Source organism: Comamonas sediminis (assembly GCF_041107495.1).
Lineage (GTDB): Bacteria > Pseudomonadota > Gammaproteobacteria > Burkholderiales > Burkholderiaceae_C > Comamonas > Comamonas sediminis.
Genome location: NZ_JBGBDC010000002.1, coordinates 399,574 through 415,532 on the forward strand (window position 1 = coordinate 399,574; position 15,959 = coordinate 415,532).

Sequence of the window (15,959 nt, forward strand, 5' to 3'; positions counted from 1 at the left end):
TCCTTGAAGCTTGCTAGGTTGTCTCTCTGTCTTGATCCGGGCTCGCAACCCGGGTCAATCCGCTTTCTGAATCATCGCTGCAGCGCTTTGCGCCTGCAGCAGGTTTCTGGCCGCCGTCGATGCCGCCAACTGGCCCGATGCGACTTGCTGCTGCACAGCAGGCAGCATATCGCGCACGGCAGGGTGGCTGCGAAACGCCAGCTTGAGCCCATGGTCAATGCGCTCCCACATCCAGGCCAGCGACTGCTTTTCGCGCCGCATCGCCAGGCAGCCATTGCTGGTCTGCATCTGGCGGTAGCTGCTCACAGCCTCCCAGAAGGTCTCCACGCCATCGCCCAGCAGCGCGCTGATCTGTATCACCCGGGGCTGCCACAGCGCACCGCGTGCCGCAGGGTCATGGCTGCCATGCATGCCCAGCAAGCGCAGGCTGGAGGTGATCTGCGCCTGCGCACGGGTGGCTGCATTCGGATCGATATCGGCCTTGTTGATGACCACCAGATCAGCCAGCTCCATCACGCCTTTTTTGATGGCCTGCAGGTCATCGCCGGCATTGGGCAGCTGCAGCACGCAGAACATGTCGGTCATGCCATGCACCGCAATCTCGCTTTGGCCAACGCCGACGGTCTCGACCATTACCACGTCATAGCCTGCCGCTTCGCAGACCAGCACGGCCTCGCGTGTCTTCTCTGCCACGCCGCCCAGCGTGCCGCTCGACGGGCTGGGCCGTATATAGGCTTCGGTCCGCATCGACAGTTGCTCCATGCGCGTCTTGTCGCCCAGGATCGAGCCGCCTGACACCGTCGACGACGGATCGATCGCCAGCACGGCCACACGCAGGCCCTTGCCGATCAGATAGAGCCCCAGGGTTTCGATAAACGTCGATTTGCCCACGCCCGGCACGCCACTGATGCCCAGGCGAAAGGATTGGCCGGTGTGCGGCAACAGCGCCGTCAGCAGCGCGTCACCCAGCGCACGGTGGTCGGCACGGGTGGATTCCAGCAAGGTGATGGCCTTGGCCATCGCGCGGCGCTGCAGCGCCGGGTTGTCCCCTTGCGTAATGGCGGCGACGCGCTCGGCAACCTCGGTATTCATGCCGCCGCCCTGCCGCCACATAGCGGCAAAGCCTCTGCGCAACAAGCACATGCAACCATCATTTGTTTCGCCAACACCATATCCACTACCTCTACGCCGGGGTCCACTGGTACAACAGGTCAATCGGATCGCCGCCCGTCTGCACAAAGCCATGGCGCTCGTAGAAACGGATCGCATCGCTCTGGTTGAGCACCTCCAACCACACCGCGCGGCCTTCGCGGCGCGCTTGGGTTTGCACCTGCTGCAGCGCCCAGTCGCCAATGCGGCGGTTATGCCAGGCCGGCAGCAGGTACAGGTGCTGCAGTTTCAGGCGGCCATCGTCATAGGGCACCAAGGTCAGCAGCCCTGCGCGCTGAGGGCCCTCGCCTGCGCCGTCATCCACACAGATGTGCTGCATGTACTGCGGCTCGAACTGGCGCTGAAAACGCTTGCGGGCATGGTCCATGTTGAAGATGCCCAGCCGCTCCAGGCTGGGGCGCATGGCGGCTACGCGCAGCGCGAACAGCGATTCGAAATCGCTGCTGTCCACCGGGGCAAAAGAAAGCTTCATATCTCTGCCTCCATCCAGTCTTCGATCCGCAAGCCTGCGATGCGCTCGAATTCGCGGACGTTGTGTGTGACCAGAACGCCATCAGGGTCGGCCAGCGCCTGGCAGCCAATCATCAAGTCGATGGCACCAATGGGCGTGCCCGCCTTGCGCAAGCGGGCCGATTGCGCACCGTAATGCCAGATGGCATCACCGCCCCAAGGCTCAATGCAAAACAGCGACAGGGCCTCCTCCATCAACGCCCGGTTGCGCTCCGGATAAGTGCTGCGCATGGCACCGCTGGCCAGCTCCGCTGCGACCAATGCAGGTATCACCATCCGGGTATGGTCCACGGTCCGCATGCGATGGAGCACGGCTGCATGCTGGCGGTGCCAGGCATAGATGCAGATATTGGTGTCCAAGTAGTAACGGGGCATAGGTCAGCGCGTCACAGTCCGGATCAATCAAAACCGATGTCACGCGGAGGCGTCTTGTCGCGCTCGATCTCCTCGGGCATGCCTTCGAAGCGCCCCACCAAACGGTCGAGCCGCGCCAGCCATGCTGCATGCGCATCGGCGGGCACGGGGCGCAAGACCACCGAGCCATCTGCCTGGCGCTCGACAGTCACCTCATCGGTGTCGAAGCGGAACTCCTTGGGCAGACGAACGGCCTGGCTGCGACCATTCATGAAGATTTTGGCGGTGGCGAGATCAGACATGCGGTGCTTTCAGGAGGTGATATATATCAATGGTATATACCTTGCCTCAGGCCGTCAAGCTGGCCTTGATCTGCTCCAGCACATCCTTGGCACTGGCCGGGATCGGTGTGCCCGGGCCGTAGACGCCCTTGACGCCGGCGTTGTACAGATAGTCGTAGTCCTGCGCAGGGATCACGCCGCCGACAAACACGATGATGTCATCGGCGCCCTGCTTCTTGAGTTCTTCAATGATCGCGGGCACCAGCGTCTTGTGGCCGGCGGCCAAGGTCGAGACGCCGACGGCGTGAACGTCATTCTCGATGGCCTGGCGGGCGCATTCCTCGGGGGTCTGGAACAGCGGGCCCATGTCGACGTCATAGCCCAGATCGGCAAAGGCGGTGGCGACCACCTTGGCCCCCCTGTCATGGCCGTCCTGGCCGAGTTTGGCAATCATCACGCGGGGGCGGCGGCCTTGCGCTTCGGCAAAGGCAGCAATCTCGCCCTTGAGGTTTTCCCAGCCTTCGGCCGAGTCATAGGCGGCCGCGTAGACGCCGGTCACCTTCTGCGTATCGGCGCGGTGGCGGCCAAAGGACTTTTCCAGTGCGTCGGACACCTCACCGACGGTGGCACGCAGCCGAACGGCCTGGATCGCCAGATCCAGCAGATTGCCTTCGCCGGACTCGGCGGCAGCGCTCAGTGCCTGCAGTGCCTTGTCGACAGCAGCCGCATCGCGCGTGGCCTTGATCTGGTTCAGGCGCGCAATCTGGCTGTCACGCACCTTGACGTTGTCCACTTCCAGAATATCGACCGGGTCTTCCTTGGCCAGCTTGTATTTGTTGACGCCGACAATCACTTCCTTGCCCGAATCGATGCGCGCCTGCTTCTCTGCCGCAGCGGCCTCGATCTTGAGCTTGGCCCAGCCGCTGTCCACCGCCTGGGTCATGCCACCCATGGCATCGACCTCCTCGATGATCTTCCAGGCGGCATCGGCCATGTCCTGGGTCAGCTTTTCCATCATGTAGCTGCCAGCCCAGGGGTCGATCACATTGGTGATGTGGGTCTCTTCCTGGATGATCAGCTGGGTGTTGCGCGCAATGCGGGCGCTGAACTCGGTGGGCAGCGCAATCGCTTCGTCGAGCGCATTGGTGTGCAAAGACTGCGTGCCGCCAAACACGGCGGCCATCGCCTCAATGGTGGTGCGCACCACATTGTTATAGGGGTCCTGCTCGGTCAGGCTCCAGCCGCTGGTCTGGCTGTGGGTGCGCAGCATCAGACTCTTGGGGTTCTTCGCGTCGAAACCGGTCATGATGCGGCACCACAGCAGGCGGGCGGCCCGCATCTTGGCGATTTCGAGGTAGAAGTTCATGCCCACCGCCCAGAAGAAGGACAGGCGCCCGGCAAAGGCATCCACGTCCATGCCTTTGGCGATGGCGGTTTTCACATATTCCTTGCCGTCCGCCAACGTAAAGGCCAGCTCCAGCGCCTGGTTGGCCCCGGCTTCCTGCATGTGGTAGCCGCTGATCGAGATCGAGTTGAACTTGGGCATGTTCTGGCTCGTGTACTCGATGATGTCGCCGATGATGCGCATGCTCGGCTTGGGCGGATAGATGTAGGTGTTGCGCACCATGAACTCTTTGAGAATGTCGTTCTGGATCGTGCCCGACAGCTGGTCCTGCGCAACGCCCTGCTCTTCTGCCGCCACCACATAGCCGGCCAGCACCGGCAGCACCGCGCCATTCATCGTCATCGACACCGAGACCTTGTCCAGCGGAATGCTGTTGAACAGGATCTTCATGTCCTCGACCGAGTCGATCGCCACACCGGCCTTGCCGACGTCACCCGTCACGCGGGGGTGGTCACTGTCGTAACCACGGTGGGTGGCCAGGTCAAACGCGACCGACACGCCTTGGCCGCCGGCCGCCAGCGCCTTGCGGTAGAAGGCATTGGACTCTTCGGCCGTCGAAAAGCCGGCGTACTGGCGAATGGTCCAGGGGCGCACCGCGTACATCGTGGCCTGCGGGCCGCGCAGATACGGCGCAAAGCCCGGCAAGGTATCGGCAAAAGGCAGGTCGGCAGTATCGGCAGCGGTATAGAGCGGCTTGACCGTGATTCCATCGGGCGTCAGCCAATCGAGGTTGGTGACATCGCCACCCGGGGCGGATTTACTGGCGGCCTTGTCCCAGGCAGCGCGGTCGGCCTTGGGGAACTCGGCTGCAGTGTTGTGCTTCGCGGAATCAGTCATGTCTCAAGCTCGGAATACGTTATAGACAATGCATATTGGCCTACCCACGGCCGCCAGGCAAGTGTACATTATTCATAATTATGAATGCAGAATTTTGAATTTCAGTCGCCTTCTGTACAATGGCGCCACCGATGAGCCTCCCCAATTTTGCGCCGCGCGCGCTGTACCAGGACGTTGCCGAGCTACTGCGGCAACGTATTTTTGCGCACCAGCTGCCGCCGGGCAGCTGGATCGATGAGTTGAAGATTGCCGAAGAAATAGGCATCAGCCGCACGCCTTTGCGTGAGGCCTTGAAGGTTTTGGCGACCGAGGGCCTGGTCACTATGAAGCTGCGCCGTGGCGCCTATGTGACTGAGGTGTCGCAAAAAGACCTGCTCCAGGTCTACCACCTGCTCGCCTTGCTGGAAAGCGATGCGGCCGCCGAACTGGCCAGCTGCGCCAGCGCCGAGCAGATCGCTGAGCTACAAGGCCTGCACGATGCGCTGGAAGCTGCCGTCCATGAGCGCGATGCGTTTTTCATGGCCAATGAGCAGTTTCATATGCGCGTGCTGGAGATGCTGGACAACAAATGGCTCAGTCAGATGGTCGCCGACTTGCGCAAGGTGATGAAGCTCAACCGCCACAACTCGCTGTTCAAATCCGGCCGCATCGAGGAATCGCTGCAGGAGCACCGGGCGCTGATGCAGGCGCTGGCCACGCATGACAGCCAAGCAGCACGCGCCTGCGTGAAGCTGCATTTCAAGAACGGGCTGGCCGCAGCGTCCGCATAGCTGCTACCGCTGCGGTGGGATCAGCCCTTGAGAAAATGCGCAACACCCTGCGCCGCGCGCACGCCGCTCGACAACGCGGCGGTCAGCAGATAGCCACCGGTCGGCGCTTCCCAGTCCAGCATCTCGCCCGCGCAAAAGAGCCCCGGCCGGGCATGGCACATCAGGTCATGCGACAGCGCGGAGAACGCCACGCCCCCGGCAGTGCTGATCGCTTCATCCATCGGGCGGGTAGCGGTGACGGTGATGGGAGCCGCCTTGATGGTGGCTGCCAGTTTCTGCGCATCCTGCATGCCCTCCTTGCCCAACACCTCGAACAGCAGTGCCGCCTTGATGCCGTCGAGCCCCAGCCGGCCCTTGAGATGGCTGGCCAGGCTGCGCGAGCCGCGCGGGTGGCGAACCTCGGCGAGTACGCGCTCCGCGCTGTGATCGGGCAGCAAGTCGACAAAAAACGTTGCACTCCCCTGGGCCTTGATGGCCTCGCGAAGCGGAGCGGACACCGCGTAGATGAGGCTGCCTTCCACGCCCGAGTCAGTCGCCACAAATTCTCCTCGGCGTGCAAAGCCCGCTTCGCTGCCATCGTCAAAACGGATGGCCACCGATTTGAAGGGTTGGCCGGCAAACTTGCTGGCAAAAAATGGCGACCAGCCGGGTGCGGTCTCGCCATGGGCCGATGGCAGCATGCGCACATCAAAACCGCAGTTGGCGGGCTCCAGCGCCACGGTGCTGACCCCCGCCTGCGCCAGCAGCGGCATCCAGGCGCCGTCCGATCCCAGGCGTGCCCAGCTTCCTCCGCCCAGCGCCAGCACGGTGGCCCGGGCTTGCACGGCGGTCTCGCCATCGGGCACCGCAAAGCGCAGCGCGCCTGCATCATCCCAGCCCAGCCAGCGGTGGCGCATTGCAAAACGCACGCCTGCAGCCCGCATGGCCACCAGCCAGGCGCGCAGCAGCGGCGCCGCTTTCATGTCTTTCGGGAACACCCGGCCCGAGGTACCTACAAAGGTCTCGACACCCAAATCCTGCGCCCAGGCCTGCACTTCGGCAGCGCCAAAATACTGCAGCCAGGATGCGACCACCGCCTGCTGACGCCCATAACGCCCGACAAACGGTGCCATCGGCTCCGAATGGGTGAGGTTGAGCCCGCCGCGCCCGGCGAGCAGGAACTTGCGCCCCACCGACGGCATCGCGTCATACACCGTCACCTGCAGACCGGACTGCGCCAGACGGTGCGCCGCCATCAAGCCAGCCGGGCCGCCACCAATAACCGCGACATCCAATGGGGCGGGTGAAGAAGAGGAATGGCTGGGCAAGGTCATGGCAAAAATCACGCAAAGCAAAAGAGAACAAGGGGGCGAACCATACACCAACTCGGGCCACCGGCAACCGGGGATTGGTACTTTTTGCTGCTTGGCAAGGCAGCGCATAACCGCAAGGCCACATCGGAAGGCGCCCTCTAGTACCATTCGGCCATGGATCGTCCTGTTATTTCCCTGGTTGACCTGCGTCTGCGCGATGCAGGTCTGGCTATGCCCGCACCGGCCGGCGTTGCACTGCCGCACGGCAATGCGGTGCACGACCTGCGCCAGCGGCTGCTGCGGGATCTGCGCATCAGCGTCACGGACCGCTGCAATTTCCGCTGCAGCTACTGCATGCCCAAGGATGTGTTCGACAAGGACCACGTGTATCTGCCGCATGGCGATTTGCTCAGTTTCGAGGAGATCACCCGTACTGCGCGCCTGTTTTCGCAACTTGGCGTCGGCAAGCTGCGCATCACCGGCGGCGAGCCGCTGCTGCGCAAGAACCTGGAGGCGCTGATCGCCCAGCTGGCCCAGATCGAGACCCTGGACGGCAGCCCCATGGATCTGACCCTGACGACCAATGGCTCCATTCTGGCACGCAAGGCCCGTGCGCTCAAAGACGCCGGGCTCAAGCGGCTGACCGTCAGCCTCGACAGCCTGAGCGATCCGCTGTTCCGCCAGATGAACGACATGGACTTTCCGGTCGCCACCGTGTTGCAGGGCATCGAGGCCGCGCAGGCCGTGGGTTTTGCCAACATCAAGGTGAACATGGTGGTCAAGCGGGGTGTCAATGACCACGAGATCGTCGCGATGGCGCGCCACTTTCGCGGCAGCGGCGTCACGCTGCGCTTTATCGAGTTCATGGATGTCGGCGCCACCAATGGCTGGCGGCTGGAAGAAGTGCTGCCCTCGGATGCGGTGCTGGAGCGCCTGCAGTCGGCTTTTGCACTGACCCCCTTGTCCGCGACTGCGCCTGGAGAGACGGCGGTACGCTGGGGCTATGTCGGTGCCAACGGCCGGCATGATCCAAGCCTGGGAGAGATTGGGTTGATCAGCAGCGTCACGCATGCCTTCTGCCACGACTGCAACCGCGCACGCCTGTCCACCGAGGGAAAGCTGTTTCTGTGCCTGTTTGCCAGCGAAGGCTGGGACCTGCGCGCGTTGCTGCGCAATGGCGCCAGCGACAGCGACATTCGCCAGGCCATTGCCCAGGTCTGGGGCCAGCGCAGCGACAACTACAGCGAGCGGCGCAGCCAACACCCCGAGATCGCCCAGCAGCGCCAGCGCGTGGAGATGAGCTATATCGGGGGCTGACTGCGCCATCGCGCCCTTCTGATGGGACCCACCATCCGATCGCCTGAGTACCCGCTGCCTTTGCCGACCATGCCCTCTTCTGTCGTCGCCATCCCCCCTGAACACATCACCGGCCTGGTACTGGCAGGCGGCCAGGGCTCGCGCATGGGCGGGGCAGACAAAGGCCTGCAACTGCTGGGCGGCCAGGCGCTGGCATGGCATTGCGCCCAACGGCTGCAGCCCCAAGTGGGTCCGCTGCTCATCAACGCCAATCGCCACCTGGATACCTACCGCGCGCTGGGCTACCCGGTGGTGGCAGACCTGCATTTGCCGGACACCGAAGCCTACGCAGGCCCGTTGGCAGGATTTGCCGCCGGCCTGGCGGCCTGCCAAACGCCATGGCTGTTGACGGTGGCCTGCGACACACCCTATTTTCCGCAGGACCTGGCCCGGCGCCTGGCGCAGGCCACTGCCGCCCAGGGCTGCCCGATTGCGATGGCCTGCACCCCGCCCGACGAGGCCGGCAGCACACGCCCGGTTTTGCAACCCACGTTCTGCCTGATCCACGCCAGCCTGGCGGGTAGCGTGCGGCAATATGTGGCCGGCGGCGGGCGCAAACTGCGGCAATGGGCAGCGCAGCATGGCCATTGCCTCGTGCCATTTGACGATGCCCAGGCCTTTTATAACGCCAATACGCCCGAAGAGCTGGCTTGTCTGCAGGACATGCCACCGCCGCACAAGTGACTGGCGCTGACGGACACGGACTGTGCCGGTGCTATAACAGACCAGATCAGCATCCCCACCTTGGAGCCGCCTTTTGACCTACTCGGCACAGCACCTCAGCCAGGAGCCCCAGCGCTCCGACATCGATACCCAACCCGGCTTGACCGTCCTGGAATTTGGCACCCCCTGGTGCCCGCATTGCCTGGGGGCACAAGGCTTGATCGAGCAGGCACTGGCACCGCGCGCAGATATCCGTCATCTGAAAGTGGAAGACGGCCCAGGCCGACCGCTGGGCCGCAGCTACCGCATCAAGCTCTGGCCCACGCTGGTGATGCTGCGCAATGGGCAGGAAGTGGCGCGCGTGGTGCGGCCCACGACGGCAGCAAGCATCGAGACGGCACTGGCCGCGCTGCAAGCGCCGTAAACATGAACGCATCGGCGTTGCGCCCGGCGACGCCTATCGATGCGCCAGCCAGGGGTATGCCTCAGACCGGCGTGACCGAGAACGCCGTGCTCGGCGCGGTCGGGTCCTCGGGTGACACGCCAAAGTACATCACGCCCATCCCGTGCAGCTGCACCGACTCGCGCCGCACGGCGGTGGCAGGGTTGGCACCAAAGCTCACCCAGGTACCATAGCGGCTCAGATCGGTGTAGATGACATTGCCGCTGCGCCAGTCGATGCGGCCATGTTGGCGGGAGACACGCCGGTCCAGCACGACCCACTCCGAATCGGATGAGCGTCCGACAAAGATCGGCATCTCCTGGGTGCTGAAAAAGCGCTCGAGGCCGCCCGATGCCAGCCGCAAACGCATCTGCACCACGGCTTCGGGCTTCATCGGCAATACCGAGTCGTAGGCGGTGACGACGTCCTGGGCTTCCGGCTCGATCCATTGCACTTGGTAGAGCATTTGCTGCTCGGCCTTGCCACGCACATCCATCCAGCCCATCGGCACAAACACCGTGTCGGCGCGGGCGCCGGACTCCATCGTCGAGGCTGCAGCCCAGACCTCGCGGTGGCCGGCCTTCTCACACAGACGCGCCGCCATGTTGACCGAGTCGCCATAGCAGTCGCCTTCCATCAGCACCACTTCGCCGGTACTCATGCCCACGCGCACATGGAATTTCTGGGAGGGGGGCAGCGAATCCCACTGCCCGTAATGGCGGCGCATCAGCATCGTCATGGCGCTGACGGCCAACGCACTGCTGTTGAAAATGGCCAGCACACCATCGCCGAGCGTTTTGATGACGCGGCCCCCCGCCTGCACGACGACCTGCTTGAAGGCGTCCGTCATGCCCGCGACGGCTCGCGCAGCGCGTTCATTGCCCAAGGTTTCGAACAATGCGGTACTGCCCGAGATATCGATGAATACCACGGTGGCGACAGTTGTCATGGATTTTCTTGTTACGGCCGTCGCTACCTCCTCCCCAGGAGCAACGCCAGCCTATGCATCAATGGCGACCATGCATATTACACTGCAAACCAGCATGCCCGACCAGTCTTAAGCCTGTCGTGGAGCTTACGAATTGTTAAGATTCCAACACATGGAGCCTGCGACAAATCGTGGTCGAAGCCTGCGGCTGCTGGCGGTGGATGCTTATTGATGGCCCCAATAAATCAATGCGTCCCGGCCTTCAACACTCAGCGAAACCTGGGCACCCACCGGCAGCAGCACCTTGGTCGGCACATGGCCAAAAGGCAGGTTGGTGAACACCGGCGCCTCGATCTGCGTGCGCAGCCACTGCACGACGCTGGCCAGCTTGAAGCCCTTGTCATGCGCATTGAGATGGTAGTCACTGAACTGGCCAAACACCACGGCCTTTTGCTGGGCCAGCACGCCGGCGTGCAGCAAGGTGGTCAGCATGCGCTCCACCTTGTAGGGCGCCTCGCCTACATCCTCGATGAACAGTACCCCGCCCTTGACCTTGGGCAGGTACGGTGTGCCCACCAGGGATGCGATCATCGCCAGGTTGCCCCCCCACAGCGTCGCCTTGGGGATGTAGACATCGTCCGAGGCTGACGCGCCCGTCACCGTGCCCGCCTTTTCCGGCGCCAGCCGCCAGCCAGCGCCTTCGCCAGCCCCGCTCAGCAGGTCTTCAAAGCAATCCTGCATGATGTCATCAACGCCCTCTTCGGCGCCAAAATCGCCCACCAGCGCCGGGCCGGCCCAGGTCACCGCGCGGGTCCTGGCATACAGCGCCAATTGGAATGCGGTGAAATCGCTCAGTCCGACAAAACGCGTGCCGGAGGCGACGGCCTGGGCGATCTGTTCATAGTCGAGGCGGTGCAACAGGCGTGAGAGTCCATAGCCGCCCCGGCTGATCATGGCCACATCGGCGCCGCTTTGGCAGGCGCGCGTGATCGCCGCCAGGCGCGTGTCATCGTCGCCGGCAAAACGCGTGCTGGAGGCGAGCGCATCCTGGTCCACCTCCACCTGGTGCCCCATGGCCTCCAGGCGCTTCACCGCGCGTTTGAACGCCTTTTTGTCACGCACCGCCCCCGATGGGGAGTACACATAAATATGCTTGGAGCCGGGGGCATGGTGGTGCTGGCAGTGCGCGTGGTCGCAGTGACCATGGTCGTGGTCATGGGAGTGGTCGTGCTGGTGCATGGCGGCAAACGGAGGTAGAGAAAGGCAGGCCCAAGGCTGCCGGATATGAAGAGCGGTGCCCGGTTCTGCATGCACAACCGGCACCTTCGGTGTTGGGCGGCATTATGCGGCCAACTGCCATGGGGACGGGCCACACGGGGACTAATGCCATGGGCCAGGCAGGGACTGCCGCACGGCAGGGCTGCTCATCCGAGCGCATCGGCATGCACCTGGATCAGGCTGAAAACGCCATGCACCCCCAGCACACTGCCCGCAATCGCCACCGCACGGTCGAGCAGCGGTTGGGAGGAGACCGTGCCGCGCAACGTGACCATTGCGTGGGAGGTCTCCACCTGCAGCGCCACCAGGTCAGGGCTTTGCGAGGCGGCCAGCGCATCCACCACCTGGGAGGTGATCGCATCGTCATCGGCGCGCTGGCGGTTGGACTGGGCTGCGCGCTCAACGGCCTGGCTGGCCCGCTGGCCCGAGGCGTCCAGTGTGTGTGCCAGCCCCTGGCTCCAGCCCCGGCCCTGCTGCAAGGCCCCGGACTGCCACAGTGCCACCAGGCCAGCGCCGAGCACAGCGAGCACCAGCGCTGCGATGGCGATGGCTTGAAGCGGGGTGAAGCGGCGGATCATGGGCATGGAATGCAAATGCAAAGGCAAACAGATACAAGCAGCGGCGGCGCGCAGACAAGGCCTGGTCTGCGCTGACGATTGTCGCGGCGCGGCCGCCGCTTGCCAAGCCATTGCAACAAGCTGCGGCAAGCGATACCGGCCAGATACCAGGGCTTGGCAATGCTTCACAAACACCGGCCGCCGATCAGCCCGAGGAACGGCCCAGGCCACTGCCCGCAGTCGCGCGGGCGCAGGAGACACGCTGCAAGACGGGGTTGATGCGGCGACAATGCAGCCATGCAGCCCACCCTGATTCACCGTATCTTTCCGTTCCTGCGCTGGCCCAGGCCTACCCCACAGCTCTTGCGTGGTGAATTCATGGCCGGCATGACGGTCGGGTTGATGCTGGTGCCCCAGGGAGTGGCTTACGCGCATCTGGCGGGCATGCCGCTGATCACGGGGATCTATGCATCGATGATCCCGGCGGCCGTGGCCATTCTTTTCAGCCCGTCCCCTCGGCTGGGCGTCGGGCCCACTGCATTGAGCGCCTTGCTGATCGGTGCATCGCTGACCGGCATGGCTGAACCGGGCTCGGCCCAGTGGGTGGTGCTGGCCGCCTGGATGGCCATCCTGGCCGGCCTGGTGCAACTGAGCCTGGGCCTGGTGCGTGCCGGCTGGCTGCTGAACCTGGTCACCTCACCGGTGCTGGCCGGCTTCACCCAGGCTGCCGCGCTGCTGATCCTGGCCTCGCAACTGCCCAGTTTGCTGGGCATGCGCAGCGACTGGGCTACCGTCTGGGACAACCCGTCGCTGGGCCTGTTTGACTGGCGCTCCATCCTGCTGGGACTGGCCAGCATTGCCATCCTGGTGCTGGGCAAGAAGTGGCGCCCAGCCTTCCCGTCGGCGGTGTTCGTTATCGCCGGCACCGGGCTGATCAGCTGGCTGACCGACTTTGCCGACAAAGGCGGCGCGGTGGTCGGCCACCTGCCCACTGGCCTGCCGCACCTGGTCTGGCCGGGGATGCTGGACTGGTCGCAATTTGGCCTGCTCGTCATGCCGGTGCTGGTGATTTCGCTGGTCAGCGCACTGGAGACCGCCTCCAGCGCCCAGGTCGAGCACCAACAGGCGGGTACACGCTGGGACAGCAGCCAGGAGCTGGTGGCGCAAGGCCTGTCCAAGATGAGTGCCGGCCTGTTCGGCAGCTTTGCCACCAGCGCCTCGTTCTCGCGCTCGGCCGTCAATCTGCTGGCCGGTGCCAAGACCGGCTATGCCAATGTGTTCTCGATTTTGCTGGTCGTCAGCGTGGTGCTGTGCTTCATCCCGGCGCTCTACCATGTGCCGCAGGCGGCACTGGCCGCGATTGTGATGACGGCCGTCGCCAACCTGGTCAAGCCGCGTGCCCTGCTCTATCTGTTCAAGATCTCGCGCGTCGAAGGATGCATTGCGGTCGCCACTTTCGGGATCACCTTGCTGACGGCACCGCGCATCTACTGGGGCGTGCTCTCGGGCATCCTGCTCAGCTCCTGCTACTTTCTCTACAACCGGCTGCACCCGCGCATTGTGGAGGTCGGCCTGCACCCGGACGGCAGCCTGCGCGACCGCCATCTGTGGCAATTGCCTGCGCTGGCCCCGGACCTGCTGGCCCTGCGCATGGATTCGGAGCTGGACTTTGCATCGGCCGCAGCGCTCGAGGAGCGCGCCGCCAACCTGTGGACCCAGCACGCGCACTACCGGCAACTGGCGCTGCTGGCCCAGCCGATGAACCAGATCGACATCACCGGCGTCGAAGCCTTTGTGCGGTTGGAGCGCATGGCTGCCAAGCGCGGCGGCATGCTGCATATCGTCGGCATGAAGCTGCCCGTCGAAGCCCGCCTCCAACGCGCCGGCCTGCTGCAGGACAATCCGCATCTGCGCATGTACCGCACCGATGCCGAGTTTCTGCAAGCGATGAACCGCGCGCACAGCGATGACGGCATCGAGTATGCGATCTAGCGATTCGGGCCCTTGCCACATGGGCCTGACCAGCGGCCAGCGCTACCCTGGCTAAAATAGCCGCCCGCCATGCACTCCGGCACAGGCGGCTATTTCATCCCCGAAGCTTTGCCAGAAACCACCGTGTCCTCGATTCTCAACATCTCCTGCTACAAGTTCATCAGCCTGCCTGACTGTGAGGCGCTGCGCGAGCTGCTCGCCCGGCGCGCGGCCGATCTGGCGCTCAAGGGCACGGTATTGCTGGCCGAGGAAGGCATCAATTTCTTTCTGGCTGGCCCCGCCGAGGCGGTACATGCCTGGGTGGATGCGCTGCGCCAGGACCCACGTTTTGCCGATGTACAGCCCAAGGAGAGCTGGTCGCAGACGGTGCCGTTTCGCAAGATGCTGGTCAAGGTCAAGCCGGAGATCATCCGCATGGACCACCCGGCCATTCGCCCTGCCCATGGCCGCGCACCATCGGTCAGCCCCCGTGATCTGCAGCACTGGCTGCAGCAAGGCCATGATGACCAGGGCCGCCCGGTGGTCACCCTGGACACCCGCAACGACTACGAGGTGGACGAAGGCGCCTTTGTCGGCGCGATCGACTGGCGACTGCGCAAGTTCACCGAGTTCCCCGCACAGCTGCGGGCACACCGGGAGGAGCTGGCCGGTAAGACCGTGGTGAGCTACTGCACCGGTGGCATCCGCTGCGAAAAGGCCGCCATCCTGATGCAGGAAGAAGGCCTGACGCATGTCTACCAACTCGAAGGCGGCATCCTCAAGTACTTCGAGGAAACCGATGGCAGCGGCTACCAGGGCAGCTGCTTTGTGTTTGACGAGCGCCGCGCCGTCGATGACGGCCTGCGCAAGACGGCGCTCAAGACCGAGACCTGACCGCTAGGCTGCTGCCCGGCTCGGCATGCTGCAGGCGATCAAGCAGCGTGGCGCTTGGCGTCCAGGCTCCATGCGCCGGCCCCAAAGGCGGCAAAGGCCAGCAGCCCGCCGACGATGGCGATGTTCTTGTTGAACAGCAGCTTGGTGACCATCACGGCCTCGGCGGGTACCGACCAGTAGGCATGGAAGATCATGGTCGCAGCCAACGTAAAGACCGCCAGAATGGCTGCGGCATAGCGCGTACCCAGGCCCAGCAGCAGCGCCAGACCACCCAGAATCTCGATCGCCAGGCCCACGGCCACCCCCACCTCGGGCATCGGCATGCCTGCCGATTGGGCATAGCCTACGGCGCCGGCAAAGCCGGTCAACTTGCCCCAGCCTGGAATGATAAAGAACCAGGCAATCAGGATACGGCCCAGCAGGGCCAAAGGATTTTGCAAAGCATTCATATTTTTCTCCTTGAAATAACACCACCACTACTACCAACACCCATACCTGCGCCACACGGGGGCTGCCCTCCATGGCAGCGCCCCCGGTGCGTCAGGCAGCCAGATCAAATACCAGCACTTCGGCATCCCGAGCCTGCGCCAGGCGCAGCGATGTCTCCTGGTCCAGATAGGCCGCATCCCCGGTGTGCAGCGCCGTGTCGTTCACCGACACATCGCCCCGCACCACATAGACATAGGACTTGCGTCCGGGCGCCAGGCGCAGGCTGGCCTCTTCATCGCCGTCAAGCAATCCGGCATACATGCGCGCATCGGCGTTCATCGTCAGCGAGCCGTCGGCCCCATCGGGCGACACCACCAGGCGCAGTTGGCCGCGCTTGTCCGCATCCGCAAACGTCTTTTGTGCATAGCTGGGCGCAATGCCCTTGCGATCCGGCTCGATCCAGATCTGCAGAAAATGCGTTTCCTGGCCGCTGGCATGGTTGAACTCGCTGTGCTGCACGCCGGTGCCGGCGCTCATGCGCTGCACATCGCCCGGTGGCAGGCCTTCGATGTGGCCCATGCTGTCCTTGTGGGCCAGGTTGCCTTCCAGCACATAGCTGATGATTTCCATGTCGCGGTGACCATGGGTGCCAAAGCCCTTGCCCGGTGCCACCCGGTCTTCATTGATCACGCGCAGATTGCCCCAGCCCATGAAGCGGGGGTCGTAGTAGCCGGCAAACGAGAAACTGTGGTTGGAGCGCAGCCAGCCATGGTCAGCATGGCCACGATCGGCAGATTTACGAACCATCAACATTTTTGATCT

At 63.8% G+C, this 15,959-nt stretch carries 17 protein-coding genes; 6 read left to right on the forward strand and 11 right to left on the reverse strand.

Going from position 1 to position 15,959, the window contains the following annotated elements; all coding sequences use genetic code 11:
* Positions 1-54 precede the first annotated feature (54 nt).
* The 5 genes from meaB to scpA all read right to left on the reverse strand — a co-directional run bounded on the left by meaB (position 55) and on the right by scpA (position 4,557).
* Entirely contained in the window at positions 55-1,092 is a 1,038-nt protein-coding gene (meaB, locus tag AB7A72_RS06005; protein WP_369459317.1) for a methylmalonyl Co-A mutase-associated GTPase MeaB, read from the reverse strand.
* A 91-nt stretch (positions 1,093-1,183) separates the two neighbouring features.
* A complete protein-coding gene (locus tag AB7A72_RS06010) occupies positions 1,184-1,642 on the reverse strand; it encodes a GNAT family N-acetyltransferase (protein ID WP_369459318.1) in 459 nt (152 codons plus the stop codon).
* Entirely contained in the window at positions 1,639-2,055 is a 417-nt protein-coding gene (locus tag AB7A72_RS06015) for a PIN domain-containing protein (protein ID WP_369459319.1), read from the reverse strand. Before AB7A72_RS06015 ends, AB7A72_RS06010 begins: the two co-directional genes overlap by 4 nt.
* Before the next feature lie 23 nt (positions 2,056-2,078).
* Entirely contained in the window at positions 2,079-2,336 is a 258-nt protein-coding gene (locus AB7A72_RS06020) for an antitoxin (RefSeq protein ID WP_369459320.1), read from the reverse strand.
* 46 nt (positions 2,337-2,382) lie between these two features.
* Positions 2,383-4,557: a methylmalonyl-CoA mutase gene (gene scpA, locus AB7A72_RS06025; RefSeq protein ID WP_369459321.1), complete on the reverse strand. Its 2,175-nt coding sequence runs from the start codon at positions 4,555-4,557 to the stop codon at positions 2,383-2,385.
* Positions 4,558-4,688: 131 nt separating this feature from the next.
* Between scpA and AB7A72_RS06030 the strand changes: the two genes are divergently transcribed.
* Positions 4,689-5,327 (forward strand): GntR family transcriptional regulator, encoded by a 639-nt coding sequence (locus AB7A72_RS06030; protein WP_239811924.1) that lies wholly within the window; start codon positions 4,689-4,691, stop codon positions 5,325-5,327.
* Between the two features lie 20 nt (positions 5,328-5,347).
* Here AB7A72_RS06030 and AB7A72_RS06035 read toward each other — a convergent pair whose 3' ends face one another.
* Complete coding sequence (locus tag AB7A72_RS06035; RefSeq protein ID WP_312409058.1) at positions 5,348-6,640, reverse strand: TIGR03862 family flavoprotein; 1,293 nt, start codon at positions 6,638-6,640, stop codon at positions 5,348-5,350.
* Between the two features lie 153 nt (positions 6,641-6,793).
* Here AB7A72_RS06035 and moaA point away from each other — a divergent pair, with 153 nt between their 5' ends.
* The 3 genes from moaA to AB7A72_RS06050 all read left to right on the forward strand — a co-directional run bounded on the left by moaA (position 6,794) and on the right by AB7A72_RS06050 (position 9,062).
* Positions 6,794-7,936, forward strand: coding sequence for a GTP 3',8-cyclase MoaA (gene moaA, locus AB7A72_RS06040; protein WP_369459322.1), 1,143 nt, complete (start codon positions 6,794-6,796; stop codon positions 7,934-7,936).
* Between the two features lie 69 nt (positions 7,937-8,005).
* Positions 8,006-8,659, forward strand: coding sequence for a molybdenum cofactor guanylyltransferase MobA (mobA, locus tag AB7A72_RS06045; protein ID WP_369459323.1), 654 nt, complete (start codon positions 8,006-8,008; stop codon positions 8,657-8,659).
* A 73-nt stretch (positions 8,660-8,732) separates the two neighbouring features.
* Positions 8,733-9,062 carry a thioredoxin family protein gene (locus AB7A72_RS06050; protein ID WP_312528450.1) on the forward strand — a complete coding sequence of 110 codons (330 nt, stop codon included), beginning with the start codon at positions 8,733-8,735 and terminating at the stop codon, positions 9,060-9,062.
* Between the two features lie 61 nt (positions 9,063-9,123).
* Here AB7A72_RS06050 and AB7A72_RS06055 read toward each other — a convergent pair whose 3' ends face one another.
* The 3 genes from AB7A72_RS06055 to AB7A72_RS06065 form a co-directional block, all read right to left on the reverse strand.
* The gene (locus AB7A72_RS06055) at positions 9,124-10,029 is read right to left on the reverse strand and encodes an adenylate/guanylate cyclase domain-containing protein (RefSeq protein ID WP_312409055.1); all 906 of its coding nucleotides are present in this window, start codon (positions 10,027-10,029) and stop codon (positions 9,124-9,126) included.
* A 204-nt stretch (positions 10,030-10,233) separates the two neighbouring features.
* Complete coding sequence (locus tag AB7A72_RS06060) at positions 10,234-11,247, reverse strand: LD-carboxypeptidase (protein WP_239811918.1); 1,014 nt, start codon at positions 11,245-11,247, stop codon at positions 10,234-10,236.
* A 185-nt stretch (positions 11,248-11,432) separates the two neighbouring features.
* A complete protein-coding gene (locus tag AB7A72_RS06065) occupies positions 11,433-11,870 on the reverse strand; it encodes a BON domain-containing protein (protein ID WP_239811917.1) in 438 nt (145 codons plus the stop codon).
* 270 nt (positions 11,871-12,140) lie between these two features.
* Here AB7A72_RS06065 and AB7A72_RS06070 point away from each other — a divergent pair, with 270 nt between their 5' ends.
* On the forward strand, positions 12,141-13,835 hold the full coding sequence (locus AB7A72_RS06070) for a SulP family inorganic anion transporter (protein ID WP_369459324.1): 1,695 nt from the start codon (positions 12,141-12,143) through the stop codon (positions 13,833-13,835).
* 123 nt (positions 13,836-13,958) lie between these two features.
* The gene (locus AB7A72_RS06075) at positions 13,959-14,708 is read left to right on the forward strand and encodes a sulfurtransferase (protein WP_369459525.1); all 750 of its coding nucleotides are present in this window, start codon (positions 13,959-13,961) and stop codon (positions 14,706-14,708) included.
* Between the two features lie 38 nt (positions 14,709-14,746).
* On the opposite strand, the gene AB7A72_RS06080 is transcribed toward AB7A72_RS06075, so the two are convergent.
* Both AB7A72_RS06080 and AB7A72_RS06085 read right to left on the reverse strand, forming a co-directional pair.
* Positions 14,747-15,157, reverse strand: coding sequence for a DoxX family protein (locus AB7A72_RS06080; protein WP_312457796.1), 411 nt, complete (start codon positions 15,155-15,157; stop codon positions 14,747-14,749).
* A 91-nt stretch (positions 15,158-15,248) separates the two neighbouring features.
* The gene (locus AB7A72_RS06085; RefSeq protein ID WP_312409051.1) at positions 15,249-15,950 is read right to left on the reverse strand and encodes a pirin family protein; all 702 of its coding nucleotides are present in this window, start codon (positions 15,948-15,950) and stop codon (positions 15,249-15,251) included.
* Between the last annotated feature and the right edge of the window lie 9 nt (positions 15,951-15,959).

Coding starts and splice junctions, on each gene's coding strand:
- AB7A72_RS06080 (WP_312457796.1), bottom strand. CDS start 15,157: ATGAATGCTTTGCAAAATCCTTTGGCCCTGCTGGGCCGTATCCTGATT.
- AB7A72_RS06015 (WP_369459319.1), bottom strand. CDS start 2,055: ATGCCCCGTTACTACTTGGACACCAATATCTGCATCTATGCCTGGCAC.
- AB7A72_RS06070 (WP_369459324.1), top strand. CDS start 12,141: ATGCAGCCCACCCTGATTCACCGTATCTTTCCGTTCCTGCGCTGGCCC.
- AB7A72_RS06010 (WP_369459318.1), bottom strand. CDS start 1,642: ATGAAGCTTTCTTTTGCCCCGGTGGACAGCAGCGATTTCGAATCGCTG.
- AB7A72_RS06020 (WP_369459320.1), bottom strand. CDS start 2,336: ATGTCTGATCTCGCCACCGCCAAAATCTTCATGAATGGTCGCAGCCAG.
- AB7A72_RS06060 (WP_239811918.1), bottom strand. CDS start 11,247: ATGCACCAGCACGACCACTCCCATGACCACGACCATGGTCACTGCGAC.
- AB7A72_RS06055 (WP_312409055.1), bottom strand. CDS start 10,029: ATGACAACTGTCGCCACCGTGGTATTCATCGATATCTCGGGCAGTACC.
- mobA (WP_369459323.1), top strand. CDS start 8,006: ATGCCCTCTTCTGTCGTCGCCATCCCCCCTGAACACATCACCGGCCTG.
- AB7A72_RS06065 (WP_239811917.1), bottom strand. CDS start 11,870: ATGCCCATGATCCGCCGCTTCACCCCGCTTCAAGCCATCGCCATCGCA.
- AB7A72_RS06085 (WP_312409051.1), bottom strand. CDS start 15,950: ATGTTGATGGTTCGTAAATCTGCCGATCGTGGCCATGCTGACCATGGC.
- AB7A72_RS06035 (WP_312409058.1), bottom strand. CDS start 6,640: ATGACCTTGCCCAGCCATTCCTCTTCTTCACCCGCCCCATTGGATGTC.
- moaA (WP_369459322.1), top strand. CDS start 6,794: ATGGATCGTCCTGTTATTTCCCTGGTTGACCTGCGTCTGCGCGATGCA.
- meaB (WP_369459317.1), bottom strand. CDS start 1,092: ATGAATACCGAGGTTGCCGAGCGCGTCGCCGCCATTACGCAAGGGGAC.
- scpA (WP_369459321.1), bottom strand. CDS start 4,557: ATGACTGATTCCGCGAAGCACAACACTGCAGCCGAGTTCCCCAAGGCC.
- AB7A72_RS06030 (WP_239811924.1), top strand. CDS start 4,689: ATGAGCCTCCCCAATTTTGCGCCGCGCGCGCTGTACCAGGACGTTGCC.